The organism is Streptomyces sp. NPDC031497 (assembly GCF_055580905.1).
In genome coordinates this window covers 195377-221876 of sequence record NZ_JBVIKO010000003.1, presented here as the reverse complement: position 1 = coordinate 221876, position 26500 = coordinate 195377, and the positions used below count along the sequence as shown (strand labels likewise).

At 72.7% G+C, this 26500-nt stretch carries 24 protein-coding genes and 2 pseudogenes; 9 read left to right on the top strand and 17 right to left on the bottom strand.

Translation table 11 applies throughout. The annotated features are described in order from the left end of the window. The first annotated feature begins 3 nt into the window (after positions 1-3). On the top strand, positions 4-729 hold the full coding sequence (locus ACZ5K7_RS07045; protein WP_468911384.1) for a hypothetical protein: 726 nt from the start codon (positions 4-6) through the stop codon (positions 727-729). On the opposite strand, the gene ACZ5K7_RS07040 is transcribed toward ACZ5K7_RS07045, so the two are convergent. Then, a complete protein-coding gene (locus ACZ5K7_RS07040; RefSeq protein ID WP_351692230.1) occupies positions 718-1149 on the bottom strand; it encodes a DnaJ family domain-containing protein in 432 nt (143 codons plus the stop codon). The genes ACZ5K7_RS07045 and ACZ5K7_RS07040 overlap by 12 nt on opposite strands. A 91-nt stretch (positions 1150-1240) precedes the next feature. Between ACZ5K7_RS07040 and ACZ5K7_RS07035 the strand changes: the two genes are divergently transcribed. Beyond that, positions 1241-1630, top strand: coding sequence for a hypothetical protein (locus tag ACZ5K7_RS07035; protein ID WP_351692233.1), 390 nt, complete (start codon positions 1241-1243; stop codon positions 1628-1630). A gap of 36 nt (positions 1631-1666) precedes the next feature. On the opposite strand, the gene ACZ5K7_RS07030 is transcribed toward ACZ5K7_RS07035, so the two are convergent. The 3 genes from ACZ5K7_RS07030 to proP form a co-directional block, all read right to left on the bottom strand. Continuing rightward, on the bottom strand, positions 1667-2338 hold the full coding sequence (locus ACZ5K7_RS07030) for an O-methyltransferase (protein ID WP_351692236.1): 672 nt from the start codon (positions 2336-2338) through the stop codon (positions 1667-1669). 109 nt (positions 2339-2447) lie between these two features. Then, positions 2448-3635, bottom strand: coding sequence for a DUF2330 domain-containing protein (locus tag ACZ5K7_RS07025; RefSeq protein ID WP_468911381.1), 1188 nt, complete (start codon positions 3633-3635; stop codon positions 2448-2450). Positions 3636-3907: 272 nt separating this feature from the next. Then, complete coding sequence (gene proP / locus ACZ5K7_RS07020; protein WP_450971520.1) at positions 3908-5287, bottom strand: glycine betaine/L-proline transporter ProP; 1380 nt, start codon at positions 5285-5287, stop codon at positions 3908-3910. A 371-nt stretch (positions 5288-5658) separates the two neighbouring features. Here proP and ACZ5K7_RS07015 point away from each other — a divergent pair, with 371 nt between their 5' ends. Then, positions 5659-7695 carry a bifunctional glycosyltransferase 87/phosphatase PAP2 family protein gene (locus ACZ5K7_RS07015; protein WP_468911379.1) on the top strand — a complete coding sequence of 679 codons (2037 nt, stop codon included), beginning with the start codon at positions 5659-5661 and terminating at the stop codon, positions 7693-7695. 197 nt (positions 7696-7892) lie between these two features. On the opposite strand, the gene ACZ5K7_RS07010 is transcribed toward ACZ5K7_RS07015, so the two are convergent. Then, positions 7893-9062 (bottom strand): steroid 3-ketoacyl-CoA thiolase, encoded by a 1170-nt coding sequence (locus tag ACZ5K7_RS07010; RefSeq protein ID WP_351692245.1) that lies wholly within the window; start codon positions 9060-9062, stop codon positions 7893-7895. Positions 9063-9337: 275 nt separating this feature from the next. Between ACZ5K7_RS07010 and ACZ5K7_RS07005 the strand changes: the two genes are divergently transcribed. Then, the gene (locus ACZ5K7_RS07005; RefSeq protein WP_351692248.1) at positions 9338-10573 is read left to right on the top strand and encodes a cytochrome P450; all 1236 of its coding nucleotides are present in this window, start codon (positions 9338-9340) and stop codon (positions 10571-10573) included. A gap of 117 nt (positions 10574-10690) precedes the next feature. On the opposite strand, the gene ACZ5K7_RS07000 is transcribed toward ACZ5K7_RS07005, so the two are convergent. The 8 genes from ACZ5K7_RS07000 to ACZ5K7_RS06965 form a co-directional block, all read right to left on the bottom strand. Then, positions 10691-11377, bottom strand: coding sequence for a YoaK family protein (locus tag ACZ5K7_RS07000; protein ID WP_450971518.1), 687 nt, complete (start codon positions 11375-11377; stop codon positions 10691-10693). Between the two features lie 157 nt (positions 11378-11534). Continuing rightward, positions 11535-11948: an aggregation-promoting factor C-terminal-like domain-containing protein gene (locus ACZ5K7_RS06995; protein WP_351692254.1), complete on the bottom strand. Its 414-nt coding sequence runs from the start codon at positions 11946-11948 to the stop codon at positions 11535-11537. A 336-nt stretch (positions 11949-12284) separates the two neighbouring features. After that, positions 12285-13094 carry an ECF transporter S component gene (locus ACZ5K7_RS06990; RefSeq protein WP_351692257.1) on the bottom strand — a complete coding sequence of 270 codons (810 nt, stop codon included), beginning with the start codon at positions 13092-13094 and terminating at the stop codon, positions 12285-12287. After that, the gene (locus ACZ5K7_RS06985) at positions 13091-14950 is read right to left on the bottom strand and encodes an ABC transporter ATP-binding protein (protein WP_468911375.1); all 1860 of its coding nucleotides are present in this window, start codon (positions 14948-14950) and stop codon (positions 13091-13093) included. The genes ACZ5K7_RS06990 and ACZ5K7_RS06985 overlap by 4 nt, the downstream gene beginning before the upstream one ends. Beyond that, positions 14947-16071 carry an energy-coupling factor transporter transmembrane component T gene (locus ACZ5K7_RS06980; protein WP_468911994.1) on the bottom strand — a complete coding sequence of 375 codons (1125 nt, stop codon included), beginning with the start codon at positions 16069-16071 and terminating at the stop codon, positions 14947-14949. The genes ACZ5K7_RS06985 and ACZ5K7_RS06980 overlap by 4 nt, the downstream gene beginning before the upstream one ends. Positions 16072-16222: 151 nt before the next feature. After that, positions 16223-16834, bottom strand: coding sequence for an SCO2322 family protein (locus ACZ5K7_RS06975; protein ID WP_468911991.1), 612 nt, complete (start codon positions 16832-16834; stop codon positions 16223-16225). A 35-nt stretch (positions 16835-16869) separates the two neighbouring features. Next, the gene (locus ACZ5K7_RS06970) at positions 16870-18087 is read right to left on the bottom strand and encodes a prenyltransferase/squalene oxidase repeat-containing protein (RefSeq protein ID WP_468911373.1); all 1218 of its coding nucleotides are present in this window, start codon (positions 18085-18087) and stop codon (positions 16870-16872) included. Between the two features lie 645 nt (positions 18088-18732). Next, complete coding sequence (locus tag ACZ5K7_RS06965; RefSeq protein ID WP_468911371.1) at positions 18733-19764, bottom strand: hypothetical protein; 1032 nt, start codon at positions 19762-19764, stop codon at positions 18733-18735. Between the two features lie 285 nt (positions 19765-20049). On the opposite strand from ACZ5K7_RS06965, the gene ACZ5K7_RS06960 reads away from it, so the two are divergent. Further along, positions 20050-20646 carry an XRE family transcriptional regulator gene (locus ACZ5K7_RS06960; RefSeq protein WP_468911369.1) on the top strand — a complete coding sequence of 199 codons (597 nt, stop codon included), beginning with the start codon at positions 20050-20052 and terminating at the stop codon, positions 20644-20646. Between the two features lie 139 nt (positions 20647-20785). On the opposite strand, the gene ACZ5K7_RS06955 is transcribed toward ACZ5K7_RS06960, so the two are convergent. Then, entirely contained in the window at positions 20786-21865 is a 1080-nt protein-coding gene (locus ACZ5K7_RS06955) for an MBL fold metallo-hydrolase (RefSeq protein WP_468911367.1), read from the bottom strand. Between the two features lie 99 nt (positions 21866-21964). On the opposite strand from ACZ5K7_RS06955, the gene ACZ5K7_RS06950 reads away from it, so the two are divergent. The 3 genes and pseudogenes from ACZ5K7_RS06950 to ACZ5K7_RS06940 form a co-directional block, all read left to right on the top strand. Then, positions 21965-23422 (top strand): aldehyde dehydrogenase, encoded by a 1458-nt coding sequence (locus ACZ5K7_RS06950; RefSeq protein WP_468911365.1) that lies wholly within the window; start codon positions 21965-21967, stop codon positions 23420-23422. Between the two features lie 9 nt (positions 23423-23431). Further along, on the top strand, positions 23432-23665 hold the full coding sequence (locus tag ACZ5K7_RS06945; RefSeq protein WP_351692287.1) for a ferredoxin: 234 nt from the start codon (positions 23432-23434) through the stop codon (positions 23663-23665). Between the two features lie 9 nt (positions 23666-23674). Then, a pseudogene (locus tag ACZ5K7_RS06940) lies at positions 23675-23820 on the top strand (IS5/IS1182 family transposase); the annotation flags it as partial. A gap of 19 nt (positions 23821-23839) precedes the next feature. On the opposite strand, the gene ACZ5K7_RS06935 reads toward ACZ5K7_RS06940, so the two are convergent. Continuing rightward, complete coding sequence (locus ACZ5K7_RS06935) at positions 23840-24697, bottom strand: alpha/beta fold hydrolase (RefSeq protein ID WP_468911363.1); 858 nt, start codon at positions 24695-24697, stop codon at positions 23840-23842. A 100-nt stretch (positions 24698-24797) separates the two neighbouring features. On the opposite strand from ACZ5K7_RS06935, the gene ACZ5K7_RS06930 reads away from it, so the two are divergent. Then, positions 24798-25208, top strand: coding sequence for a winged helix-turn-helix transcriptional regulator (locus ACZ5K7_RS06930; protein ID WP_468911361.1), 411 nt, complete (start codon positions 24798-24800; stop codon positions 25206-25208). 48 nt (positions 25209-25256) lie between these two features. Here ACZ5K7_RS06930 and ACZ5K7_RS06925 read toward each other — a convergent pair. Then, positions 25257-25430, bottom strand: a pseudogene (locus ACZ5K7_RS06925) (IS481 family transposase); the annotation flags it as partial. Between the two features lie 87 nt (positions 25431-25517). Next, on the bottom strand, positions 25518-26462 hold the full coding sequence (locus tag ACZ5K7_RS06920) for an NADP-dependent oxidoreductase (protein ID WP_468911359.1): 945 nt from the start codon (positions 26460-26462) through the stop codon (positions 25518-25520). Between the last annotated feature and the right edge of the window lie 38 nt (positions 26463-26500).

Below are 26500 nucleotides of genomic sequence, written 5' to 3'. Positions count from 1 at the left end.
GACATGACCGACGCGAGGACAGAGAAGGGCCGCCCGCAGGGGAGCGGCGACATATATCCCGACGACGAAGCGATGCCGGGACGTGAGGAGCGCACGACCAAGGGCACGACCGACCGGGGCGACGCCTCCGTCAGGGGGGTCGACGCCGGGCGGGAGGACATCGCACCGGAGCGTACGGACGACCGGGAAGAGACGCCCGGGCAGGCGGTGCTGGTGGCCGGCAAGGGTCCGGGCCATGCACCGGACGCGGCCCGCGACGACCGGCTTGCGCGCAACGACGACCGGCGGATGTCGACCGGCGACCGGCGGACGCCGACCGACGGCCGAGTGGCGGCGGAAGGCGACCGGCGGACGCCGACCGATGACCGGCCGGCGGCGAATGACGACCGGCGGACGCCGTCCGGCGATCGGCGGATGTCGGCCGACGACCCGTCGGCGGCGAACGACGGTCGGCTGATGCCGAACGAGGAGTGCGGGCAGCTGGAGCGGCGTCTCCAGCACGCGGTCACCGGTTTCGTCGACGAGCCGCGCGCGGCCGTCGAGGAGGCCGACCGGGCCGTCGAGGAACTCAGCGCCCGCTTCACCGACGCCGTCGACCGGCGCCGCCGTACCCTGCGCGGCAGCTGGCAGGACACCGACCGGGACCACCCCGGCTCGGCCGACACCGAACAGCTCCGGCTGGCCCTGCGTGAATACCGTGAACTGGCGGACCGGCTGCTACACATCTGAGTCCGCCGCCGCCTCGGCCGCCGCCCGGCGCTCCCGCCACTCGCGTACGACCTCCTCGACGTCGTACGGCTTCTTGCCCAGCGGGGGCCCGGGCGGCGGCTTGAACATCATGTCCCGGATCTTCACGTTGACCTCCGTGATGATCTTGCGGACGATTCGCTCCGAGGGGGCCGCGTAGGCGGCCGCGAGAGCGTCCTCGGCCTCCTTGCGCAGGGCGAGGGCCGGAGGCAGCATCGCCAGGCCCTCCCGGGCCAGCTTCCTTCTGACCCACCACAGTTCGTCGTAGGACGTTTCCAGGTCGGCCGGCAACGGCTCGCCCGCGCCCGCGAGTTGATCGAAGTCACCGCGCCGCTGCGCATCAAGGATCTGCTTGTCGACCCAGGATTCGAACGGCACCCCGGGTGGCTTTCGCTCGGTCATGACTTCATTGTGCCGGACGCCACCCCGCCGGGCGTTTTATCATGCGCCGGAGATCCACGAACGATTCAGGAACCGCGCAGGGGGAACGCACGTGCTCGAACTCACCATGGCCTCCGTGTCCGGGGACGCGGGCGAGACGGCCGGAATGCTCATGGCCGACGCGCCCACTGAACCGGGCGCCGTGCTGCGAGTGGGCCGCGATGCCTCCGCCTGCCGGCTCACCACGCCCGACGACTGGCTGTTCGTCTCCCGGGTGCACCTGGAGTTCCTGTGCGGGCCCGAGGGCGGCTGGCAGGTCACCTGGCTGCGCGGTTCCCAGGCCGAACCGTCCTCCGAGGTACTGCTGACCGTCGGCGAGTACGCCCAGGCCATCGGGTACGGCGGTACGGTCGCGCTCCCCCGGGGCGGCTCCGGCGAGATCGTCGTCCGGGACCGCACCGCCCCGCGCAGCGTCAACGTGGGCTTCTACCACGAGGCTTGAGACCCTGCCCGCGCCCCCGGCCGGGCCGGGGCCCGGCTAGGCCAGTACCCGGGCCAGGGCGAAGCCGTCGTAGCCCTTGCTGCCGACCGTCTGGATCGCCGTCCCGCTCAGCCTCGGGTGGGCGGCGATCAGCTCGATCGCGGCACGGGTGCCGACCACGTCCGGTTCGCTGCTGTCCGCGTCGACGACCCGGCCGCCGCGCACCACGTTGTCGATGACGATCAGGCTGCCGGCGCGGGTGAGCCGCAGCGCCCACTCCACGTAGTGCGGGTTGTTGGCCTTGTCGGCGTCGATGAAGACCAGGTCGAAGGGGGCCGGGTTCTCGTCGGCGAGCTTGGGCAGCGACTCCAGGGCGGGGCCGACCCGCACCTCGACGACCCGCTCCAGTCCGGCGCGGGCGATGTTGCGGACCGCCACCTCGGCGTGCCGGGCGCTGTACTCCAGCGAGATCAGCCTGCCGTCCTCGGGCAGGGCGCGGGCCAGCCAGATGGTGCTGTAGCCGCCGAGGGTGCCGATCTCCAGGATGCTCCGGGCGTCCTGGACCTGTGCGAGGAGCTGGAGCAGCTTGCCCTGGTTGGGGGTCACGCTGACATGCGGGAGGTCGTTGGCCTCACTCTCACGCAGGGCCGCCTGGAGCGCCTCGTCGTCCGGCGAGAGGTGGCTGGTGAAGTAGAAGTCGACGTCGTCCCAGAGCTGAGAGCCGCTCATGCGTCCGCTGCCTTTCGGATATCGGGTAACCGTCCACTGACGGCTACCCGATAGCAGTACTTAGGGGGCGGGTGACTCGGTGATCTCCCGCCCCGGTACCGGACGGAACTCAGCCGATCGGCGCAGGGGGCTGGGCCGGGGGCGGGGGTGGCCGCACCGGCGGCGGGGGCTGTACGGGCGGTGGGGGCTGTACCGGCGGTGGGGGCGGGGCCGGGCGGCGGGAGCGTCGTACGGCCACCAGGGAGGTGACCGTGACGGCCAGCAGCAGTGCGGCGCCGACCGTGAGCAGCCACAGCGGGACCCCGGCCGCCTCGCGCAGCCGGTCCTCGTAGACGACCTGTTGGACGGGGGTGTCCGAGGACGCCCGGCGCAGCACGTGGTCGTCGGAGATCCGGGACGGGTACGGGAACTCCTGGCCGATGGCCGTCAGATACGGGGTGCCGGCGGCGAGTTCGCGGAGATCGCCGGTCGGACGGCTGAGCCGGCCGGCGTAGACGACCCTCGGGCGCTCGCCGCCGATCGCCGCGCGCGGCTCCATGCGGTGGGCGGCGAGCACGTACAGGCCCAGCGACTGCGGGGTGGCCGCGAGCCCGGACAGCCGCATCGGGTAGACGGGCCGGTCGCTGGCGAAGGCGAGGCGCAGCGGGTCGAGGGCGCCGTTCAGCGCGGTACCGGCGGTCTCGGGGGCGAGCCGGACCGCGACGTACTCCCAGCGCTCCTCGACGTACGGCCGTAGCGCGGTGTCCAGGCGGGACGGGAACGGGAAGCCGTTGCTGCGCAGCCAGCCGTCCAGGGCGCCGGGGTCGGTGGCGGTCAGCTGGGCCACGTCGAACGGGCCGAGCCGCTGGCGCCCGACGACGCCGACGCCGGGGGCATTCGCGGCGCCGTCGGGCGGGCCGGCCGTCGTGGTGCCGCCGGTGGTGAGGGGCCAGTCGCCGTTCTGGGGCCAGAAGTGGTACCGGGTGCGGTGCACCGGGGCGGTGAGGGTGTGCAGCTCGTCGAAGAGGGCCGGGTCGGCGAGGGCGACGGTGGCGCGGTGCGGGACGGGCATGACCCAGGCGGCGCGGTCGGCGTCGCCGTCGACCGTCAGGCGCATCACGATCTGTTCGCGGGTGCCGTCCCAGCGCAGGACCGACTCCTCCCGGCCGACGGTGACCTGCTGCCGGCCGCCGGGGACGAGGGCACCGCAGCCGCAGGCGAAGGCGGGGGCGGCGAGCCAGCCGAGCTGGATGCCGGTGAGCAGGAGGAGGACCGTGAGTAAGCGTGTGCGTCGGCGGGGTCGCCGCTGGCCGATCATGAACCGATGCCCTCCGCCGTACCGTCGATCTAGGACTTCAGACGGTATAGCGGAAGGCGTGGCCCGAGGGGGTACTTCCGGACGGCTACCGTCTGTCTGCCGACGGTACGGGCCGACGGGGCGGATCGTTCGAACGGTGCAGGTGAGTGGGGGGATTGCGCAGTTCCCCGCGCCCCTGAGGGGGGTGGCCGCGCTCGTTTCGTCGGCTGCGGGCCGGTGGGGGCCGAGCGCGCCCGCGCGGCGGAGCCGCGTATGGGTACAGCCCCGCGCCCCTAAAGGGGCGCTTCGACCGACGGTGCTGAACCGGGCAGGGGCTTGCCCGCCGTCTCTGTCATGCGCCAGGCCGCGAAGCCGCCGATGACCGCCGCCGCCATCATGTAGTACGCGGGCATCATCATGTTGCCCGTCGCTCCGATCAGGGCCGTCACCACCAGCGGGGTCGTGCCGCCGAAGAGGGACACGGAGACGTTGAAGCCGATCGACAGGGAGCCGTAGCGGACCCGGGTCGGGAAGAGGGCCGGGAGGGCCGCCGGCATCGCCGCCGTGAAGCAGACCAGGAGGAGGCCCAGGGCGCCCATGCCGAGGCCGACCGCCAGCAGGCTGCCCTGGCGGATGAGGAGCAGGGCCGGGACGGAGAGGAGGAGGAAGCCCGCACAGCCCGCGGCGATCACCGGGCGGCGGCCGACGCGGTCGGTCAGGGCGCCGGCGAACGGCTGCACGATCATCATCAGGGTCATGACGGCGAGGACCACCAGCAGGCCGTGCGTCTCGTCGTACTTCAGCTCGCTCGTCAGATAGCTCGGCATGTACGACAGCAGCATGTAGTCCGTGACGTTGAAGACCAGGACCAGGGCCATGCACAGCAGCAGGGCCTTCCACTGGCCGGTGATCATCTCGCGCAGCGGGACCTTCGGGCGGGCCTGCTCGGCCTTCTCGACCTCGGCGGCGAACGCGGGGGTCTCCTCCAGGCGCATCCGCAGGTACAGGCCGATGATGCCCATCGGGCCCGCGATCAGGAACGGGATGCGCCAGCCCCAGGAGGTGAGGTCGCCGTCGGAGAGCAGGGCCGTCATCAGGGTGACCAGGCCCGCGCCGCCGATGTAGCCCGCGAGCGTGCCGAACTCCAGCCAGCTGCCGAAGAAGCCGCGCTTCTTGTCCGGCGCGTACTCGGCGATGAACGTGGACGCGCCCGCGTACTCGCCGCCGGTCGAGAAGCCCTGCACCAGGCGGGCGGCGAGGAGCAGGATCGGGGCGCCGACGCCGATCGTCGCGTACGAGGGGATCAGGCCGATCGCGAAGGTGCCGGCCGCCATCATGATCATGGTGACGGCGAGGACCTTCTGGCGGCCCACGCGGTCGCCGAGCGGGCCGAAGACCATGCCGCCGACCGGGCGGACCAGGAAGGCCGCGGCGAAGGCGCCGAACGTGGACAGCAGCTGGGCGGTCGGGTTGCCGGACGGGAAGAAGACCTTGCCCAGGGTCACCGCGATGTAGCTGTAGACGCCGAAGTCGAACCACTCCATGGCGTTGCCGAGCGCGGCCGCCTTCACGGCGCGCTTCACCAGCGCGGGATCGGTGACGGTCGGCGCTGGGGCGGCCGTACGGGGGCCGGGGATCTTGACGGACGGGGTGACGGCTGTGGCGGTCGCCAAAACGGGGCTCGCCTACCTTTCGACGGGGACGGGGGCGCGGCCCGTACGGCGCCGGACGGGTCGGAAAGTGACGATAGGAGGACTTGGGCCCGTTACGTCACGTACACGCATCCGTGCATTGTGCAGCTAAATGCGGTGTATGCAGGGACGTCTGCCCGCTCCCGTGCCCGTAAGCGGACCACGCACTGTGATCCTTGTCGCGCTCCACGCGGGCAACCGCACCCGTTCCGCACTGTCGGCTTCCGGACAAAACGGGGGCGGCCGTCAGGTGAAGAGGGGGTTGCCCGCGTCTCTCACAGACAGGAATGGGAGCCTCATGGGGGTTCTCAGGGTTCTCAGAGCGAACGAGCGGGGCGGGAGGCCGGCGCGGCGTGGCGAACGTGGAACACAGTGGGAGACCGGGAGACGCGTTCGGGGGAGCGGAGCCAGGGGCGCGGTTCAGAATGGCCAGGCTCGGGCTGTGGGCGGTGGCCGCGATCCTCGCCGTACGGCAGATGGCCGTCGTCCTCGGCACCCCGAGCGGCGAGCGGCTGACGACTCTGGAGACCTGGGTCGGCCCGGAGGGCGTGCTGCACGTCAACGGTTCGCTGTACGACTCGACCCAGTTCACCGGGTCCCCGTTCGGCGGGCTGGTGCTCAAGCCGCTCACCAGGGCCGCCGAGCAGGCCCTCGGCTGGGGCTGGACCTTCGGCACGCTGCTGCTGGTGGTCGCCCTCGGCCTGGTCGCCGCCCGTGCGCTGCCCCAGCCGGTGAGCCGCCGTACCGCGCTGCTGGCCGCGCCGGTCGCCGTCAGCCTGCTGATGCTCTCGCTGCCGGTCCGCAACACCCTCTGGCTCGGCCAGACCAGCATCATCCCGGTGCTGCTCGTCCTGCTCGGCTGCTTCACCGCCCGCGGGCAGCGCGACGGCGGCCTGTGCATAGGCCTGGCCGCCGCCCTCCAGCCGGCCCTGCTGCTGTTCGCCCCGCTGCTCTGGTTCACCGGCCGCCGCCGGGCCGCCCTCGCCTCCGGTGTCACCTTCGCCGCGTGCACGGCGCTGGCCTGGGCGGCGATGCCGCACGACTCGTACACCTACTGGGTCCACCACATAGCCGGCGTCGGCCTCGGCGGCCAGGCGGACGCGCTCGCCAACCAGTCGCTGCACGGCGCTCTGCTGCGGTTCGGGCTGAGCGGTCCGCTGGAGATCGTCCTGTTCCTGGCGCTCGCCGCGACCGTGGCCGTCCTCGCGCTGCGCCGCGCGGTGCGCTACGCCCGGGACGGGCAGCTGCTGCTGGCGGTCGCGATCACCGGCTGCGCGGTCGTGGCGGTGTCACCGGCCGCCTGGCAGCACCAGCTGCTGTGGGTGCTGCTCGCGCTGGTCGGCCGGACCGGGCGGCGCGCCGCCGACCGGTCGGTGTGGCCGGTCGTGGTGGTCATGGTGATGACGCTGCCCGCCAAGGCGCTGCTGCCGAACCAGTCCCTCTTCGTCCCGGTGCGCGACAACGCCGTCCTGCTGGCCGCCCTGGCCGCGGCCACGGTCGTACCGTTCCTGTCCCGCACCGCCCCGGAGTTCGCCCGCCCGGTCCCGACGGACTACGCGGAGCCGGTGCCGGCCCGCTTCGGCCGGGTGCCGCTGGCCCCCTGGCTGCGCCGGGTCCTGACCCGGCCGAACCTCTTCCTCGAGCTGGTCGCGATGCGGCTGGTCTACTTCGCCTACCAGCAGGTCCGGCTGGCCGCCGCCGGGGACGGGGACGGCACCTCCGGGCGGGTCCGGGCCGAGCGGCACGGGCACCAGATCCTCGACATCGAGCGGTTCCTGCACCTCGACATCGAGCACTGGGCCAACCACACCGTGTACGGCATCGGCTGGCTGCGCGGCTTCCTCGACTTCTACTACGAGTCCTTCCACTTCGTCGTCCCGCTGACCGTCCTGGCGGTCCTCTACGTCCGCCGCCCGGTCGACTACCGCTGGGCCCGTACCGCCCTCGGCTTCGCCACCGCGTTCGCCCTGATCGGCTTCTGGCTCTACCCGCTGGCCCCGCCGCGTCTGATGCCGGGGCTCGGCATCATCGACACCGTGCACGGCCCGCAGGACTTCGCCAAGCCGGACTACGGCACCCTCACCGAGCTGACCAACCAGTACGCGGCGATGCCCTCGCTGCACTTCGGCTGGGCGCTGTGGTGCGGGATCGTCATCGCCGTCGTCGCCCCGAAGTGGTGGCTGAAGGTCCTCGGCCTGATCCACCCCCTGTTCACGGTCTCGGCGATCATCGGCACCGGCAACCACTGGGTCCTGGACGCGGTGGGCGGCGCGGCGGTGGTCGGCGCGGGCTTCGGTGTCGGGTATCTGCTGCAGGGGCCGCGGGCCCTTCGGGTGGCGAGGGCCGACAGGGAAGACCGGGAGCCGGTGACGGCAGCGGCTCCCGGGTGACGCATGATGGGCTGTTGAGCGCCCAGTTGGAAGTGCTGCGATGCGTCGTCGGTCGTCCGCGGCGCCGTTGTGGCTGGTCGCGCCCACGCGGCGGCAGCCGCACATCCCATACAGCCCCGCGCCCCTTCGGGGCGCCGACCTTCGGGGCGCCGACCTTCGGGGCGCTGCCGAACAGCAGCGGACTTCCCCCGGCCTGCTTACAGCCGCTGGATGATCGTCCCGGTCGCCAGGCCGCCGCCCGCGCACATGGTGATGAGGGCGAACTCCTTGTCGGTGCGCTCCAGTTCGTGCAGGGCGGTGGTGATGAGGCGGGCGCCGGTGGCGCCTACCGGGTGGCCGAGGGCGATCGCGCCGCCGTTGACATTGACCTTGTCCAGGCTCTGGTCGAAGACCTGGGCCCAGCTCAGCACCACCGACGCGAACGCCTCGTTGATCTCGACCAGGTCGATGTCCCTGAGGGTCATGCCGGCCTTGCCGAGCACGGCCCGGGTCGCGTCGATCGGGCCGTCGAGGTGGAAGTGCGGGTCGGCGCCGACCAGGGCCTGGGCGACGATCCGGGCCCGCGGGCGCAGTTTCAGGGCGCGGGCCATCCGCTTCGACGCCCACATGATGGCGGCCGCGCCGTCCGAGATCTGGGACGAGTTGCCCGCGGTGTGGACCGCTGTCGGCATCACCGGCTTCAGGCCGGACAGCGCCTCCATGGACGTGTCGCGCAGGCCCTCGTCCTTGTCGACCAGGCGCCACATGCCCTGCCCGGCGTGCTGCTCCTCCTCCGTCGTCGGCACCTGCACGGCGAAGGTCTCCCGCTTGAAGCGCTCCTCGGCCCAGGCGTACGCCGCCCGCTCCTGCGAGAGCAGCCCGAGCGAGTCGACGTTCTCCCTGGTCAGGCCCCGGTTACGGGCGATGCGCTCGGCGGCCTCGAACTGGTTGGGCAGATCGACGTTCCACTCGTCGGGGAAGGGCTTGCCCGGCCCGTGCTTGGAGCCGGAGCCCAGCGGCACCCGCGACATCGCCTCGACCCCGCAGCTGATCCCGACGTCGATGACCCCGGCGGCGATCATGTTGGCGGTCATGTGCGAGGCCTGCTGCGAGGAACCGCACTGGCAGTCGACGGTCGTGGCCGCGGTCTCGTACGGCAGCCCGACGGTCAGCCAGGCCGTACGCGCGGGGTTCATGGACTGCTCGCCGGCGTGGGTCACCGTGCCGCCGACGATCTGCTCGACCGCGTCGGCGGGAATGCCGGTGCGGCCGAGGAGTTCACGGTAGGTCTCGCCCAGGAGGTAGGCGGGATGCAGATTGGCCAGCGCGCCGCCGCGCTTGCCGATGGGGGTGCGTACGGCTTCGACGATCACGGGTTCCGCGGCCATGGGGGCTCGGTCCTCTCCTCGGTCACCCGCGCGGCGCAGGGGCGTCCCGGCCCGGCCCGCCACGCAGAACTAGAACGCGTACCAGTTCTGTGTGCAGTCTGCTGACAGCCCCTCCGTAACCGCAAGGGGGGTGCACGCAATTGGGGTGACCGTGCCCCTTGCTACTTGTAGAACCCGTTACTACCTTCACGACAGCCCGCTCTTTCTGATGGGCCGTCAGATGGCCGTCGTAAGGCATACGTATCCAGGTTCGTACACGGTGGGAGTGAGCCGCCATGCCCTGTCCCGCACTGCCCGACGGGTTCGACCTCACCGACCCCGATCTGCTCCATCACCGGGTGCCGCTGCCGGAGTTCGCCGAGCTGCGCCGGGCGGAACCGGTCCGCTGGATCGAACAGCCGCACGGCATCGCCGGCTTCGCGGACGACGGCTACTGGGCCGTCACCCGGCACGCGGACGTCAAGTACGTCTCCACGCACCCCGAGCTCTTCTCGTCCTGGCTCAACACCGCGATCATCCGCTTCGGCGAGCACATGGAGCGGGACGCGATCGACGCCCAGCGGCTGATCCTGCTGAACATGGACCCGCCCGAGCACACCCGGGTCCGCCAGATCATCCAGCGCGGCTTCACGCCCCGCTCCATCCGCGCCCTGGAGGACCGGCTGCGCGCCCGCGCGCTGGCGATCACCGAGGCGGCCCGCGCCCACTCCGGCCCCTTCGACTTCGTCACCGAGGTCGCCTGCGAGCTCCCCCTCCAGGCGATCGCCGAACTGATCGGCATCCCGCAGGACGACCGGGCCAAGATCTTCGACTGGTCCAACAAGATGATCTCGTACGACGACCCGGAGTACGCGATCACCGAGGAGGTGGGCGCCGAGTCGGCCACCGAGCTGATCGCCTACGCGATGAACATGGCCGCCGACCGCAAGCAGTGCCCGGCCAAGGACATCGTCTCCACGCTGGTGGCGGCCGAGGACGAGGGCAACCTGAACTCCGACGAGTTCGGCTTCTTCGTGCTGATGCTCGCGGTGGCCGGAAACGAGACCACCCGCAACGCCATCACCCACGGCATGCACGCCTTCCTCACCCACCCCGAGGCCTGGGACCTCTACAAGCGCGAGCGCCCGTCGACCGCCGCCGAGGAGATCGTCCGCTGGGCCACCCCGGTCAACTCCTTCCAGCGCACCGCCACCCAGGACACCGAGCTGGGCGGCAAGCTGATCCGCAAGGGCGACCGGGTCGGCGTCTTCTACGCCTCGGCCAACCACGACCCCGAGGTCTTCACCGACCCCGACGCCTTCGACATCACCCGCGACCCCAACCCCCACCTCGGCTTCGGCGGCGGCGGCCCGCACTACTGCCTGGGCAAGTCCCTCGCGGTCCTCGAAATCGACCTGATCTTCAACGCGATAGCCGACGCGATGCCGACCCTGCGCCTGGTCGGCGACCCGGACCGGCTGCGCTCGGCGTGGATCAACGGGGTGAAGCACCTCCAGGTCACCACGGCGTAACCCCTCGACCCGGGCCGACGGCTCCCGGCGCCGCCGGCCCGCCCCGAGGGAGGCAGGAGCACCCCCTCCGTACGCCCCGTTCCTGCCTCCCCCGAGACACCGGCGCCGCCCTTCCCGTCACTCCCGCCCGGACGCGACCACCGCCAGCACCCCGGCGACCACCGCCGCGACGAGCAGCGGGATCCCCAGGCTCCTGTGGAGGACCAGCCAGGCGCCCAGGACCGCGCCGGCGACCAGCGCGAGGACCGCGGCCACGCGGCGCGGGGAGTGCGGCCTGGTGGCGTCGCCGAGGTGGGACTCGGAGACCAGGCCGGTCAGGGTGGTTGTCAGGACCGTGGTCGCCGTCAGGTCGGGGATCCCCAGCTTGCGGACGTTCGCGTTGCGCACACCCATCGCGAAGGCGGTCAGCGCGATCAGGGTGTACGTCGTCGCCGTTCCGGCGGGCCGGGCGAAGGCCACCACGGTGGACGCGGCCAACACGACCGCCTCCGCGGCCAGGGTCACCCGTATCCACCGCCGGCGGGAGCTGCCGCCGAACCGGGCCGAGACCCGGCCGCCCACCGCCGCGCCCAGCAGAAAGGCGGCCAGCGAGGCCGCCGAGTGGGGGACGGAGAAGCCGGGCGCCCCGGCGGCCGCGAAGCCCAGGACCACCACGTTGCCGGTCATGTTCGCGGTGAAGACATGACCCAGGCCGAGATAGCTGACGGCGTCGATCATGCCGCTCATCATGGTCAGGGCCAGCAGTACGAACACCAGCCGCACACCGCGGGTCTCGGGATCGGGGGTCGGTGTCGCCGTGGGCATCGCTCCTCCGGTGGGGACGCGCCGGACCGGGCACCTCGCCGGCCCCGGGGTCCGGCGGCTCTGGGACCTCAGTCCACCACGTCCGGACATGCGTCGGCACCCTGGCCCGGGAGGAGGGCGAGGGTGCCGAGGTGCAAGGGGGAGCGGGTCGGCCGGCTCAGTACCAGCCGTTGGCCTGCCAGAAGCTCCAGGCGGCCGTCGGGCTGCCGTAGCGGGAGTTCATGTAGTCCAGACCCCACTTGATCTGGGTGGCCGGGTTGGTCTTCCAGTCGGACCCGGCGGACGCCATCTTCGAGCCCGGCAGGGCCTGGACCAGGCCGTAGGCGCCGGAGGAGCTGTTGCTGGCGCTGGGGTTCCAGCCGCTCTCATGCGAGACGATCTTGCTGAACGCGTTGAACTGCGCGGCGTCCGGGATCATCTTGTGCGCGATCGCCTGAGCGGAGGAGGCCGAACCGGTGGCGGCCTGGGCGGGCGCCGCGCTCAGCGCCATACCGGCGGTGGCGGCGGCCACGGCGGCGGCGGTGAGGACCTTCTTCGGGGAGGCGATGCGGCGGATGATGGACACGGACACGGAGAACCTCGTTCGTCGGGGACAGGGGGTCGCCGTGCTCCGGTACCACCCGTGGGCGGTGGCCGTGTGCGTCGGCTCCGTGGCCCGCTGGGAGCCGGTGGTGCCTGGCGACGTCGTCCAGAGAAGCAGGCCGCAAACCCGTCCGCAATCACCCCTTTTACTAGTTGTGGTCGCATAGGCGGTGATGGCCCGTTGTGTGGCGTGGCTCTCAATGTGCAGGTCAGAGGGCTTAGCAAATCGGACATTTGGGAAAGGTCCGACTACTAGTCCGGGTCGTAGGTGACGTGCGTCATGTGGGGTGCTTCACCGGTCACGTCACCGGGCGCGTACGACGCCTCACGCCCCGGGGTCGTCGAATGTGACCGCGGTCTCGAAGGCGGCCCTCCTGGTCGCCCGCCGCAGCGCCCGCAGCAGCGCCGGCCCGAGGACGAGGGTGAGGACGACCGTGCACAGGGCCCGGCCCAGGTTCCAGCCCATGGCGGTGGCCAGGCTGTAGGCGAGGAACCGGGCCAGATTGGCGGCGGGCCCGGCGTGCGGGTCGAAGGCGATGTTCGAGGCGGTGCCCGCCAGCAGCGGCCAGCCGGCCAGGTCCACGACCATGCCGTAGCCGAACGCGGCCAGGAAGCCGTAGCCCGCCAGCAGCGCCAGCTCACCGCGCCCGCGCAGCCGCCCGGCGCCCGGCAGCAGCCCGGCCCCCATCGTGAACCAGCCCATCGCCAGCATCTGGAACGGCAGCCACGGCCCCACCCCGCCGGTGAGCAGCGCCGACGCGAACATGGTGAGCGAGCCGAGGGTGAACCCGAAGCCCGGCCCCAGCACCCGCCCGCTCAGCACCATCAGGAAGAACATCGGCTCGATCCCGGCGGTGCCCGCGCCGATCGGCCGCAGCGCCGCCCCGGTCGCGGCCAGCACGCCGAGCATGGCGACCGCCTTCGGACCGAGCCCCGACTCGGAGATCGTCGCCCCGAGCACGGCGACCAGCAGGAGCAGCAGGCCCGCGAAGAGCCAGGGCGCGTCCTGGGCGTGCGAGGTGAGCCGGGAGGACGGCGGGGCGAGGAAGGGCCAGCCGACCGCGACCACGCCGACGGCACTGACGAGGAGAAGGGCGGCCAGGGAGCGGGGGCCGAGCCGCACCGGGCCGGTCACGCCAGTGCCTCCCGCACCTGCGCCACGGTCAGCCACCGCTGCGGCGCGAGGACCTTCGTCACCTGCGGCGCGAAGGACGGCGAGGACACGACGATGTCGTCCGTCGGCCCGTCCGCGATCACCTCGCCCTCCGCGAGCAGTACGACCCGGTGCGCGATCTCGGCGGCCAGCTCCACGTCGTGCGTGGCCAGCACGATCGCGTGCCCGTCGGCGGCGAGCCCGCGCAACACGCCGACCAGCCGGGCCTTCGCCGCGTAGTCGAGGCCCCGGGTCGGCTCGTCCAGCAGGAGCAGCGGCGGCCGGGCGGCCAGCACCACGGCCAGCGCCAGCGCCAGCCGCTGCCCCTCGGAGAGATCACGGGGATGGGTGCCGTCGGCGACCCCAGGGAGCAGCCCGGACACCAGCTCACGACAGGTCCCCGGCGCCGCCCCGGCATCCCGGTCGGCGGCCGCGCACTCGGCGCCGACCGTGTCGGCGTACAGCAGGTCACGGGGTTCCTGCGGGACCAGCCCGACCAGGCGTACGAGGTCCCGGGGCCGGGTGCGATGCGGCACGGCGCCGCCGACCCGGACCGTCCCGGAGCCCGGCTCCACCAGCCCGACCAGGGCGCCCAGCAGCGTGGACTTCCCGGCGCCGTTACGGCCCATGAGGGCGACGGTCTCGCCGGGCGCGACGGTGAGATCGACGCCACACAGCGCGTCCACCCGGTCCCGGCGGACGGCGAGGGAGCGCACCTCGGCGAGGGGAGGGGCGGGAGCCGCGGTGGCCGCCGGGGCGGCGGACCTCTGGCTTCCAGGCCACCCGGAGCGGGGAGCGCCGAGGGCGGCGGGCCACCAGCGGTGTGGTGCCCGCCCGGTGCGGGGAGCCGTGGCGGGGGCGGGGGCGGGGGTGGGTTGGTGGGCTTGGGGCGATGCGGTGTGGGGAGTGGGGGTGGGGGCGGCGGTGGGCCGCTGGGCTGCGGCGGACTCGGTGCGGGGAGCCGTGGCGGTGGGGGCGGGGGTCGGCGGGGTGCCAGGGGTCCGATGGTCCGGGGCCGGTCGGTCGGCGAGCCGCTCCCGCAGCCCGGCCGCCTGGCGCCGGGCGTCCCGCACGGTCATCGGGAGCGGCGACCACCCGGCCAGCCGCCCCAGCTCCACCACCGGCGGACACACCGGCGACACGGCCATCACCTCGGCGGGGGTGCCGCACACCGGCGCGGCCCCCGGCTCCGGAAGCAGCACGACCCGGTCGGCGTACTGCACCACCCGCTCCAGCCGGTGCTCGGCCAGGAACACCGTGGTCCCCAGGTCGTGCACCAGCCGCTGGAGCACGGCCAGCACCTCCTCGGCGGCGGCCGGGTCCAGCGCCGAGGTCGGCTCGTCGAGGACCAGGACCTCCGGATGCGGGGTGAGCACCGACCCGATCGCGACCCGCTGCCGCTGCCCGCCCGAGAGCGTGCCGATCGCCCGGTCCCGCAACCCGTCGAGCCCCAGCAGATCGAGGGTCTCCTCCACCCGCCGCCGCATCACGGCCGGAGGGATCCCCAACGACTCCATCCCGTAGGCGAGTTCGTCCTCCACCGTGCCGGTCACGAAGTGGGCGAGCGGATCCTGCCCCACCGTGCCGACGACATCGGCGAGTTCACGCGGCTTGTGCGTCCGGGTGTCCCGCCCCGCGACGGTGACCCGGCCGCGCAGCGTACCGCCGGTGAAGTGCGGCACCAGCCCGCTGACGGAGTTCAGGATCGTCGACTTGCCGGTACCGGACGGGCCCACCAGCAGGACGAGTTCGCCTTCCGGCACCTCGAAGTCGACGCCCCGGACGGCCGGCCCGGCCGCGCCCTCGTACGTCACGGAGACGTCCTCGAAACGGATCACGACGGCTCCTTCGGCACGACGAGGACGGGCAGCAACCCGAGCAGCACGGCGGCCGCGGGCCACAGCGGCAGCGTGGGGGCGACCAGCGGTACGACCCCGGGATGCAAGGCGTCCGGATCCCGTACCGCGGCGAGCGCCAGCAGCCCGGCGACGGCGGCGCCCGCCCCGGACACCAGCCAGGCCCGCCAGTCCCACGCGTCCGGCCGGTAGCGGGTGCGCAGCGAACGGCGGCCACCGAGCCGCAGCCCCGCCAGCGCGGCCACCACGCCGGCCGGCAGCAGGGACAGTTCGTAACCGCCGCCCTCGGCGGTGAGCAGCCCGTACGTTCCCGCGCACACCCCGAGCAGCCCGCCGAGGGTCAGCGCGGCCGTCGTCCGCCGGACCCGGTCCGGTACGTCGGCGCCGCGGCCGTAACCGCGCGCGTCCATCGCGGCGGCGAGGGCGACCGAGCGCTCCAACGCACCCTCCAGGACCGGCAGTCCGACCTGGAGCAGACCCCGGACGCCGGAGTCCGGGCGGCCGCGGAGCCGACGGGCGGCGCGCAGCCGCTGGACGTCGGCGATCAGGTTCGGCGCGAAGGTGAGGGCGACGACCACGGCCACGCCCAGCTCGTACAGGGCGCCGGGCAGCGACTTCAGGAGACGGGCCGGATCGGCGAGCGTGTTCGCGGCGCCGACGCAGATCAGCAGGGTGGCGATCCTGAGGCCGTCGTAGAGGGAGAAGGCCAGTGCCTCGGCGGTGACCCGGCCACCGAGCCGGATGCCCTGCGCCCAGTGCGGGAGCGGCACCTCGGGGAGGGTGACGAGGGTGTGCGAGCCGGGGATGGGGGAGCCGAGGAGGACGGTGAAGGCGAGGCGGACGATCAGGACGGCGAGGGCGAGCCTGGCGAAGGCGGAGTAGGAACGCGATCCCTGCGACCGGTCCCGGCAGGCGGCCACGACGTAGCCGGTGACCGCGACGAGAAGGGCGAGAAGGAGGGGGTTGGTGGTCCGCGAGGCGGCGACACCGAGGGAGAGCGCCCAGAGCCACCAGGCGCCGGGGTGCAGGCCACGGGTACGCCGGGACCGGGGCACGGGGGGTTTCACCCGCCCGCGCTCGCGGGGTGCCGCCGCGCCCGCCAGTGCCGCCTGGGGGTCCCCCCAGGCCTTTCGGGCTCTGGGGGAGGCACTACTGTCCACGGCCAGGACGTGCCCCGTAAGGGGTGCGGGCCGTAGCGATCCGCGGCTCCGCCGCGTGGACGCGACCAGCCCCCACCGGCTCGCACTGTGACGATCACGCATTCTTCCGCCGCCGCGCCTGCCAGAACGCTCCCGCGGCCACCACCACGACCACCCCCGCCCCGGCCAGCAGGCCCACGGACGGCCCGGCCCCCGACGTACCACCGCCCGACGTACCACCGGCCGGCGTACCGCCCGCCGCCACCTTCTCCCCGCATCCCTTCTCGGGATACCCCCCGATCGCGCACAGCAACGCGTTCGCGTCGTACCGCAGCGGTTTGGCCACCGCGGCCAGCGCGTCCGCCGCCGTCGCATCGTCCGGCACCACCGCGCACGCGGTCCGCCGCACCGGCGGCCGCTCCGCGGACGGCGCGTCCGCCGCCGTACCGAAGTCGATGACCAGCGCCACCCGCTTCTTCCCCCGGACGGCGGCCGTGTCGGCGCAGATCGTCCCGAAGCCCGCCGTCCCGCGTGGCTGCGACGCGTCCCCCGAGTCCTCGCTCACCGCGAACCGGAACCCCTCGACCGCGCCGTCTTCCGGCCGTGCCGTGGACGGTCCCTGCGTGGCGTACGTCCACCGCGAGCCGTCCCGCTCCCAGAAGGACCAGTAGCGGTAACCGGCGGCCTCCGCCGGCGCGGCCGTCGCCAGCAGGGTCAGCGCGGCCATCACCAGCAGCGCCGCACGGCGGACGCGGACGCCGGTCACGGCTGCCGCTGCTTCCGGCGCCCGCTGAACAGGAAGCCGATGCCGATGCCGGCGACGAGCCCGGTACCGACGATCCACCAGACGCTGGTGCCCGACGACTTCTTCTCCTTCTTCTCCTCGGTGTGCGCGGCCGCGGCCTCGGGGGCCGGGCCCGTCGCGTTGAGCGCCGTCACCAGGTTCGTACCGCCGAAGTCACGCGGATCCGCGCCCATCGCGTGCGCCGCGAAGATCAGCTCGGCGTAGGCCGCGGGCCCGCTCTGCTTCGCCCACGGCACGGCGTGGGCCTCCAGCCAGGCGTACGGCTTCCGTGCCGGCTTGGTCCAGCCCTGCGCGGCCATGGCCACGACCGCGTCGGCGGTGTTGCCGTAGTCCGGCTGGGGCTTGGCACCGGCGAGCGCGGAGACCAGGTGGTTTCCGTGGTCGTACATGACCTCCCCCAGATACGCGGCGCCGTTGCGGGACGCGTCGGCCGGCGTCAGCGCCTTGTCGGAGTTCTCGCAGGCATAGCCCTCCTCCGGGGCCTTCCCGGCCGTGGCCGCGAACCCCTTGCCGAGGGCACCGAGCACCCCGGCGGCCGTCGCGTCCGCGTTGGCGGCCAGCTTTCCGTTCTTGTCCGGCTGGTAGGCGATGCCGCCGCCACCCGCCGCGTCGCAGTGGAGGGACCACTTGGCGAGGAGGCCGGCCGCCGCCTCGTCGGTGCTCTCGCCGGCCGCGGTGAGCGCGCCGATCACCACGCCGGTGGAGTTGGTGTCGCTGGGCGAGCCGGGGGAGTAGCCCCAGCCGCCGTCCTTGTTGCGCTGCGCCTTCAGCCAGGTCACCGCCTTGCCGACGGCGTCGTCGTGCCCGCCGACCGCCGTCAGCGCCTGTACGGCGGCGGCCGTGCTGTTCGTGTCCACCGTCACCTTGGCACCGCAGGCCACGGTCGGCTCGGCGCGGAACGCCGCGTACGAGCCGTCGGCGCACTGCTGCCCGGCCAGCCAGTCCACCGCCTTCGTGGCCGGGGTCAGGCCCACCGTGTGCTGGGCGAGCAGGGCGAGCGACTGGCGCCAGACGCCGTCGTACTTGGGGTCCGTGCTGCCGAACAGCCCCGACGGGAGCACCGTCGAAGCGGACGGGGACGGGTCGTCGGCGGCCGTCGCGGTCATGGCGGGCGTGGCGGCGCCGATGACGGCGGTGGCGGCCAGCACCGCGGCACTGCGGCGGAGGACGGTCATGATCGGCGGGTGCCTCTCCCTGCGGGGGAGCCGGGCGGCACGGGACACCCCGGCGGCTCGGCTCCGCGAACCTCGACGGTGCCGTGCGCCGGCGGGTGCCGGCGCACATAGGCCGATCAACGTCCCGCGCGGGGCAGTCCGGCTCACCGTCGGTGCGACGGTTCACGGACAGGGGGCGTCCCCGGTTCGGGCGAAGCCGGGAACCGGGGAAGGGACGGCGCCGGGTTTGCACCGGCTTTCCCCCGTACGGGTGATGACGACCCGGCTACTTTACCGGCCGCCGAAGTGAAGCTGAGGGGCGGCTGTGAGTCGTAGCCGCTGGTTAGGGTCATGCCACGACGGGGACACGGCTCGGCTCGGGGCGTGCGGCGGATGCCGCGGATGTCTACGAGGCCGGCGGGGCGTGGGTGCTGCGGTCTACGAGGCCGGCGGGGCGTGGGTGCTGCGGTCTACGAGGTCGGCGGGGCGTGGGTGCCGGTTTGGGGACGGGGCCGTCCTGGCCCGGCCCCGGGGCGGCTGGGGGGCGCGGCCGCCGAGGGCGGGCACGGCGGGCACCCTGGGCACCGGAACCCGTGCCCCCGCACGTCCGGAACCGGTGCCCCCGCACGGTCGGAAACCGTGCCCCCGTACGCACGGCATCACCGCTCAGGCCGCTGTCACGATCGGGGCGATGCCCGCGGACAGGTGGCGGCCCATCCGGCGCAGGGCGTCGTCGCAGCCGGCGGGATCCTCGCCGACGGCGACCCAGAGCGCCAGCCGGTCGTCGACGGTCGCGTGCTCCCCGGCGGTGACCTGCCGGCCGGCGTCCTGGGTGAGGATCATGCGTTCGGCGCCGGGCTCCTGGGCCGCGTCGGGGGAGAGGGCCAGGTGGTCGAGGCGGCCGGTGGCGGCAGGGTAGGCGAACCGGATCGCGGCCGCCCGCTGCCGGGTCGGCGTGGTGTCCGGCACCTCGCCGGTGGCCAGCGCGGCGGCGGCCTGCGCGAGGTCCACGCCGGTGGCCCGCCTGACGAGGAGCGGGATCAGGTCGCCCGGGAGGCACGGGGTGACGTCGGTGACCCGGGGGCCGCGGTCGGTGAGCCGCAGCCCGACGTGCAGCACACCCCGGGTGAGGCCGAGGGCGTGCACGGCGCGGTCGACGGCCAGGCGCAGGAAACGGTTGTGCAGCAGGCCGTCGTGGGCGTGCACGGTGTGCCGGAGCGGCTGCCTGGCGGGCGCCGGGCCCAGGGTCGTACGGGTGATGGCGACGATGCGGATCTCGCCGTCCAGGACGACGGTCTCGGCGCTGACCCTGGGCGTGCCCGGGTCGTCGACTGGGGCCGTGCCGGCGACGAGCGAGGCCCGCAGAGTGGCCGGGTCGGCGCACGCGGCGGCCGCGGCGAGGGAGGGGCCGGGGAGCCCCAACTGCCCGGCGATCCTGGCGGCGGCGACCGTGTACTCGGCCGATTGGGCCAGCACCCCGCGGACCCGGTGCCGGGCCGCGAACCGCACCACCGCCGACGCCGTCGCCCCGTCCTTGCCGGGGTCAGCCGCGAGGTGAGCGGCCAGGCACGGGCGGGCCCAGGCGGGCGGCGCGGCGTCCACCAGCACCACGGGGCGGGCCGCGGCGACGCGCGTCAGCGCGAACTCGTCGTACGCGCGCCGGCGGCCGGCGCCGAGGAGCAGGACGGGCTGCGACATCGGGTGCGCCTCACCTTCCGGGAGGAGGCGGGCGGCTGGTCGCCCCGGATGCCGCTCCCCCATAGGCGGCACCCGGGGCGGGTCGGTTCGACCATGACCTGGTGACGTGATCGTTCCCGATCCTTTCTGGCATACCGTCATATGTCAACGATTGCTGCCCCCTTCCGCAGTGACCCTTGTCATGTCTGGTGAGTAGACCGGGGAATTGGATAACCTCGCGTCTGCTCGGCCGACCGACTGCTCGGCTGACCGACCGGTCAACGACGTGTCTCCAGGGGGATCTTGGTGAGTGACGCCCATGCCCCGCTGGCCGGCGTACTGGTACGGCTCGGGGAACTGACCGGGCGGCCCGGGCGGCTGTCCGAGGTGCTGGACGTGGCCGACCTGTCGTACCGCACGGGGATCCCCGTCGGGACCGTCGCCGAACTGCTCTGCGGCGGGACCGCGCCTGAGACGGGGCTCGCCGAACGGGTGCGGCAGCGGCTGGACTTCATCCGCGAGAACCGGCGCCGGGCCGACGGCAAGCGGTACTCGCTGGGCGAGCTCGCGGCGATCGCCGGCACCAGCAGACAGTGGCTGAGCGAATGGCGCAAGAGCGGCATGCCGGGCCTCGAACACACCGACCGGCTACGGCGGTTCTTCGGGCTGCCACCCGGTTTCTTCACCGCCGACGAGTCCGAGGCGCTGTACGAGGCGCTCCAGCCGGTGCTGCAGGGGCTGGAGGCACAGGCCGACCCGCTGTCCCGGCTGCGCGAGAGCGGCCTGGTCCGGCTGGCCGCCCGCGCGCAGCAGATGAACGCGCGCCAACTCGCCACCATCGCCGACCTGGCGGAGATGCTCATCACGTCCGAGAGCACCGCGGTCGGCCACGCCGTCAACTAGGCGCCGAGCGGGCGGCCGCCTCACGACTCCGCGGACCGCCGGCAGCCGCCCCCCACACACACAAGAGGCCTCCGGCCTCCCACCCGACCTGCCTGGCCTGTCCTGCCCGGCCTGTCCGGGCGACCGCAGGGGGACTCCGCTACACCGCCACGTACGTGACCGGCTCGCTCCCCGCCACCTGCTCCACGAGCCCCAGTTTCACCAGGCGTCGCAGATGCGCCTCCGCCTCCGAGACGGCGATGTTCCGTGATCCGTAAGGGATCTGCTCCCAGGGCCGGTTCCACTCCATTCGGACAGCCAACTCCCACAGTGTGAGGGGCTGTTGGAGCAGTGCGAGGAGTGCGGTGAGACGGTCCTCGTGGTGGGCCAGGAGCTCCCGTACCCGTGCCGGTGCGTCGGCGAAGGTGTACTGGTGGGCCGGGAGGACCTGGGCGGGGGCGAGCCGGCCGATGCGTTCGAGGGAGTCGAGGTAGTCGCCGAGGGGGTCGGTGACGGTCGCGTCGTCGGGATCCTCGTAGAGACCGATGTGCGGAGTGATCTCGGGGAGCAGGTGATCGCCGGAGAACAACCGCCCACGCCCCGGCAGCCGACCCGGATGCTCCTCCTCCAGGTGCAGGCAGACATGCCCGGGCGTGTGCCCTGGAGTCCAGACGGCACGCAGCCGCCGACCGGGCAGGTCGAGCAGCTCGCCGGGAAGGATCTCGCGATCGGGAAGAGCGGGGGACAGACCCGGCGGAGAGTTGCGCCGACGGGGTCCGCCCCGCAGCGGCGCCACATGCTCCTCGGGCGCACCGGCGGCCGTCAGCTTCGCCGCCATGTAGGTGAACCACCGCTCGGGCCGGGTCTCCCGGGCCCGCCGCACGATGGCCGCGTCGGCCTCGTGCATGGCAAGCCAGGCCCCGGAGGCGTCCCGCACCCGCCCCGACAGCCCGTGATGATCGGGGTGATGGTGAGTGATGACGACCCCGTACACCTCACCGACACCCGTACCGCACGCCGCCAGTCCCGCCACCAGAACATCCCAGGAGCCGGGATCGTCCCACCCGGTGTCGACCAGCACCGGCCCACGATCGGTGTCGACGACGTACACCAGCGTGTAGCCAAGGGGATTGTCCGGAATGGGAACCTCGATGGACCGCACACCCCCACCGTGATCGTGAACGGTCACCTCCGACCGCCCCGCCGCCGACTCGCCCTGCTCGCCCTGACTGCTCGCCATTCGTCGCCCTCCGCCCCCGCACCGCCGCACGGCCATTGCTCACTATAACTAGAACTGGTATCAGTTCTGAAACATCGTCAGGAAGGGTGGTGGGGCGCCATGGCCGAGTTCCTGGAACATGGGCAGCTGTTCATCGGCGGGGAGTTGACCGACCCCCTGGGCAAGGACGTCATCGAGGTGGTCTCGCCGCACACCGAGGAGGTGTTCGGGCGGGTGCCGCATGCCTCGCGGGAGGACGTGGACCGGGCGGTCGGGGTCGCGCGGCGGGCCTTCGACGAGGGGCCCTGGCCGCGGATGAGCCTTGCGGAGCGGGTCGAGGTCGTCACCCGGATCAAGGACGCCATCGCCGTACGGCACGAGGAGATCGCGCGGGTGATCTCCTCCGAGAACGGTTCACCGTACTCGTGGAGCGTGCTCGCGCAGGCGCTCGGCGCGATGATGGTGTGGGACTCGGCGATCAGGGTGGCACGCGACTTCACGTACGAGGAGACGCGCGACGGGGTGCTGGGGAAGATCCTGGTGCGGCGGGAGCCGGTCGGGGTCGTGGCGGCCGTCGTGCCCTGGAACGTGCCGCAGTTCGTGGCCGCCGCCAAGCTCGCGCCCGCGCTGCTCACCGGCTGCACGGTGGTGCTCAAGCCGTCCCCGGAGTCGCCGCTGGACGCCTACATACTCGGCGAGATCACCAAGGAGGCCGGGCTGCCGGACGGCGTGCTGTCCATCCTTCCGGCGGACCGCGAGGTGAGCGAGTATCTCGTCTCGCATCCGGGCGTCGACAAGGTCTCCTTCACCGGTTCGGTCGCGGCCGGCAAGCGGGTGATGGAGGTGGCCGCGAAGAACCTCACCCGGGTGACCCTGGAGCTGGGCGGCAAGTCGGCCGCGGTCGTGCTGCCGGACGCCGACGTGGCCACCTCCGTCGCCGGGATCGTCCCCGCGGCCTGGATGAACAACGGCCAGGCGTGCGTCGCGCAGACCCGCATCCTCGTCCCGCGCTCCCGCTACGACGAGTTCGCCGACGCCCTCGCGGCCGCGGCGAGCGCCCTGAAGGTCGGCGACCCGCTGGACCCGGCCACCCAGGTGGGCCCCCTCGTCGCCCGCCGCCAGCAGCAGCGGAACCTGGACTACATCCGCATCGGCCAGGAGGAAGGCGCGAAGATCCTCACGGGCGGCGGCCGTCCGGCTGGTCTGGAGAAGGGCTGGTACGTCGAGCCGACCCTCTTCGGCGACGTCGACAACTCCATGCGGATCGCCCGGGAGGAGATCTTCGGTCCGGTGATCTGCCTCCTCCCCTACGGCGACGAGTCCGAGGCCCTGAAGATCGCCAACGACTCGGACTACGGGCTGAGCGGCAGCGTGTGGACGGCGGACGTGGAGCACGGCATCGAGGTCGCGCGGCAGGTCCGTACCGGCACCTACTCCGTCAACACCTTCAGCCTGGACATGCTCGGGCCGTTCGGCGGCTACAAGAACTCGGGTCTGGGGCGGGAGTTCGGGCCCGAGGGCTACAGCGAGTTCCTCGAACACAAGATGATCCACCTGCCGGCCGGCTGGGAGGGGTGAGCGGACGCCATGGGTGACCGTTGGCACGTCGAGGTCGACCGTTCGATCTGCATCGGCTCGGCCCAGTGCGTCAACCGCGCCACCGGGGCCTTCCGCCTCGACTCCGCCATGCAGTCCCACCCCGTGGACCCGGAGACGGACGCCAACGGCAGGATCCTCGACGCGGCCGAGAACTGCCCGGTGGAGGCGATCACGATCACCCTGCTGGGCGCCAGGGAACCCGTCTTCCCACCCGAGGAGTAGCTTCCGCCGGCCAGTCGGCGTTGGCAGGTCGAACGCCCTCATGCCTGGCAGAACGCCTTTCACCGTCTCACCCGGTGCTCCGAGCGTCGCGTCACTGTCATTGATGCCTTCTTCGGCCTCATCGCTGGGACGAACGCCCGGACCGCCGGCCGTGATCCTTCGGCGCCGCTCCGTTCACTTTGGCAGATCGGCGGAGAGGAAGGGAGCCAGGAGCGCGAACAATGCGTCGGGGCGGTCGAGGGGGATGATGTGGCCGCAGTCCTGGAGGTGGTGTCCGACCAGGTCATCGGCGATGGGACGGAGTTGGCGTTCGAGGCCGGTGCCGACGGGGTCAGAGCCGACGGCCATGGTGGGCATCGTCAGCCGAGCCGTCGCGACGGCGTCCTGTATCTGCTGCGCGCTGGTGGGCAGGGCCCGGTAATAGGAGAACGCGCAGCGCAGGGCCTCGCTGCCGGTGTACGCGTGGACGAAGGCCGCGCGGATGTCGTCGGGTACTCCTCGCCCGAGCGTCCCCGAGTCGAGGAACCAGTCGATGTACGGGGCCTCGTTGCGGGCCAGGACGGTCTCGGCGAGGCCGGGGACGGCGTGGAAGCCGAACCACCACGGGGTGCCGCCCGCGATGACATGTTCCGCTCCGGGCAGGCGGCCGAGCAGTGCCTCCATCACGACCAGGCGCCGGACGAGGCCGGGACGGCGCAGCGCGAGCAGGACGGCGGGGGCGGTGCCCGCGTCGATGCCGACCACTGCAGCCGAGGGCTCGCCGAGTGCGTCGAGTAGCCCTTCGGCGTCGGCGGCGAGGGTGCCTGCGTCGTAACCCTCGATGGCACGTGTACTGGCACCGAAGCCTCGCAGGTCCGGGGCGATGACCCGGTACTGCGAGGCCAGTCGGCCCATGATGCCGCTCCAGAGTTGCCAGGTGTGCGGGAAGCCGTGCAGCAGGAGAACCGCAGGTCCGTCCCCGGCGACTGCGACGTTGAGTTGGACGCCGTTCGTCGCGATGCGGCGCAGGTGGTGTGCGGTGGTGGCGGGCATGACGGCTCCTCCGACTGGTTACCATTGGTGACCACGGAACGATAGGTAACTGTCCGACCGCCGCCTAGACGGCACTTTCAGGGAAGGTGGTGAGCCACAGGTGACCACCCAAGAAGCCCGGACCGCCGGTCGCGGGGTGCGCGGCGATCTGTTCGATCCCCGGTGCCCGACGCGGCAGTTGCTGGACCGCATCGGTACGAAGTGGACGTCCATGGCCGTCAAGACGCTCGCCGATGCCGCACCGGACGAGGTGCGCTTCGCGGAGCTGAGACGCCGGATGCCCGGCGTCTCGCAGAAGATGCTGTCCGTGACGCTGCGAAACCTGACCCGCGACGGGCTGGTGTCGCGCCGGGTCGAACCGACCGTGCCGCCGCGGGTCTTCTACCGACTCACCGGACTCGGGCTGTCTCTGGAAGTCGCGCTTGCGGGGCTGCGGACCTGGGCGGAGGAGCACATGGCCGAGATCGACCGCGCCGGCGAAGCTGCCGCCCAGGAGGCCGATGAGGGGTAGGCAGGCCGGTCCCGAGCTCAGTACCGGTGGCTGGGGTACTCGATGTGGCCGGCGTCGCCGCCCGGCCTGACGGCCCAGCACTTGATGGCCGCCACCGTCGGGGATATTGCCGGGCTTCTTGATGTCGACATGGGCCAAGTCGCCTGGTGCGGCCTGCTCGTAGCGCCGGATGACGCGCCCTGTAGCGCGGTCGAGGTAGGACAGCCGGGCGATTCGGTATCGGGGCTCTGAAGATGACGACGGCCGGGTGCACGGGACATGTCCCGTGCACCCGGCCGCGGTGCTGGCTGAGCTGAGCTGAGTTGAGCTTTAGACGGTGAGCACCAGCTTGCCGGTGCTGCCACCGGCCTCGGCCAGCGCGTGGGCCTGCGCAGCCTCGGCGAGCGGGAAGGTGGCGGCCACGTGCGGGCGCAGCTGCCCGGCCTCGGCGAGCGCGGCTAGGCCGATGATGGCGGTTCGGTCGTGCTCGACGACCAGGTTCGTGGCCCTTACCCCCAACTCGACGGCGCGCGCCGTCACTTCGTCGAAGTCGACGGGCAGGCTGGAAACCAGGATGCCGCCGGGCCTGAGGGTCTGCAACGAACGCAGCCGGTCCTTGCCGCCGACCAGGTCGAGGACCACGTCGATGTCGTGGGCCTGCGTGGCGACGTCGGCGGTGCGGTAGTCGATGACCTCGTCCGCTCCCAGGTCGCGGACGAGGTCGCACTTGTCGCCGGAGGCCGTGCCGATCACGTACGAGCCGCGCGCCTTGGCGACCTGGACCGCGACGTGTCCGATGCCGCCGGCCGCTCCGAGCACCAGCACCCGCTGCCCCGGTCGCACGTCGGCGGTGTCGACCAGCGCCTGCCAGGCCACCAGGCCCACCATCGGCAGCGCGGCGGCCTCGGTGTGGCTGAGCGCGGCGGGCTTGGGAGCGAAGGCGCGGACCGGCCCGGTGACGTACTCGGCGTAGGCGCCGGCCCCGTCCGGGTAGGGCAGCATGCCGAACACCTCGTCGCCCACCTCGAAGAGCGAGACGCCCAGGCCGACCGCCTCGACGACACCGGACACGTCCCAGCCGAGCGTGAAGGGCGGCTCGCCCAGGAACAGGCCGAGCCCGCGGTGCTGGGCATCGGTGGGATTGACCCCGGCGGCATGGACGGCGACGAGGACCTGGCCGACGCCGGGCTCCGGGCGCTCGCGCTCGACCAGGTGAAGGACGTCCGGGGCTCCGAGGGCGTCCTGGCTGATGGCCTGCATGGTGTTCGCGTTCATGGTTCCAGGCTGCGGCAGGGGCTCTGACCTGGCCAATG

Excerpts from the sequence above, each read along its gene's own strand:
- ACZ5K7_RS07025 (WP_468911381.1), bottom strand. The coding sequence starts at position 3,635 with ATGATCGGCCAGCGGCGACCCCGCCGACGCACACGCTTACTCACGGTC.
- ACZ5K7_RS07005 (WP_351692248.1), top strand. The coding sequence starts at position 9,338 with ATGCCCTGTCCCGCACTGCCCGACGGGTTCGACCTCACCGACCCCGAT.
- ACZ5K7_RS06965 (WP_468911371.1), bottom strand. The coding sequence starts at position 19,764 with ATGTCGCAGCCCGTCCTGCTCCTCGGCGCCGGCCGCCGGCGCGCGTAC.
- ACZ5K7_RS07000 (WP_450971518.1), bottom strand. The coding sequence starts at position 11,377 with ATGCCCACGGCGACACCGACCCCCGATCCCGAGACCCGCGGTGTGCGG.
- ACZ5K7_RS07030 (WP_351692236.1), bottom strand. The coding sequence starts at position 2,338 with ATGAGCGGCTCTCAGCTCTGGGACGACGTCGACTTCTACTTCACCAGC.
- ACZ5K7_RS06950 (WP_468911365.1), top strand. The coding sequence starts at position 21,965 with ATGGCCGAGTTCCTGGAACATGGGCAGCTGTTCATCGGCGGGGAGTTG.
- ACZ5K7_RS06920 (WP_468911359.1), bottom strand. The coding sequence starts at position 26,462 with ATGAACGCGAACACCATGCAGGCCATCAGCCAGGACGCCCTCGGAGCC.
- ACZ5K7_RS06975 (WP_468911991.1), bottom strand. The coding sequence starts at position 16,834 with ATGGCCGCGCTGACCCTGCTGGCGACGGCCGCGCCGGCGGAGGCCGCC.
- ACZ5K7_RS07010 (WP_351692245.1), bottom strand. The coding sequence starts at position 9,062 with ATGGCCGCGGAACCCGTGATCGTCGAAGCCGTACGCACCCCCATCGGC.
- ACZ5K7_RS06970 (WP_468911373.1), bottom strand. The coding sequence starts at position 18,087 with ATGACCGTCCTCCGCCGCAGTGCCGCGGTGCTGGCCGCCACCGCCGTC.
- ACZ5K7_RS07040 (WP_351692230.1), bottom strand. The coding sequence starts at position 1,149 with ATGACCGAGCGAAAGCCACCCGGGGTGCCGTTCGAATCCTGGGTCGAC.
- ACZ5K7_RS07045 (WP_468911384.1), top strand. The coding sequence starts at position 4 with ATGACCGACGCGAGGACAGAGAAGGGCCGCCCGCAGGGGAGCGGCGAC.
- ACZ5K7_RS06935 (WP_468911363.1), bottom strand. The coding sequence starts at position 24,697 with ATGCCCGCCACCACCGCACACCACCTGCGCCGCATCGCGACGAACGGC.
- ACZ5K7_RS06955 (WP_468911367.1), bottom strand. The coding sequence starts at position 21,865 with ATGGCGAGCAGTCAGGGCGAGCAGGGCGAGTCGGCGGCGGGGCGGTCG.
- ACZ5K7_RS06945 (WP_351692287.1), top strand. The coding sequence starts at position 23,432 with ATGGGTGACCGTTGGCACGTCGAGGTCGACCGTTCGATCTGCATCGGC.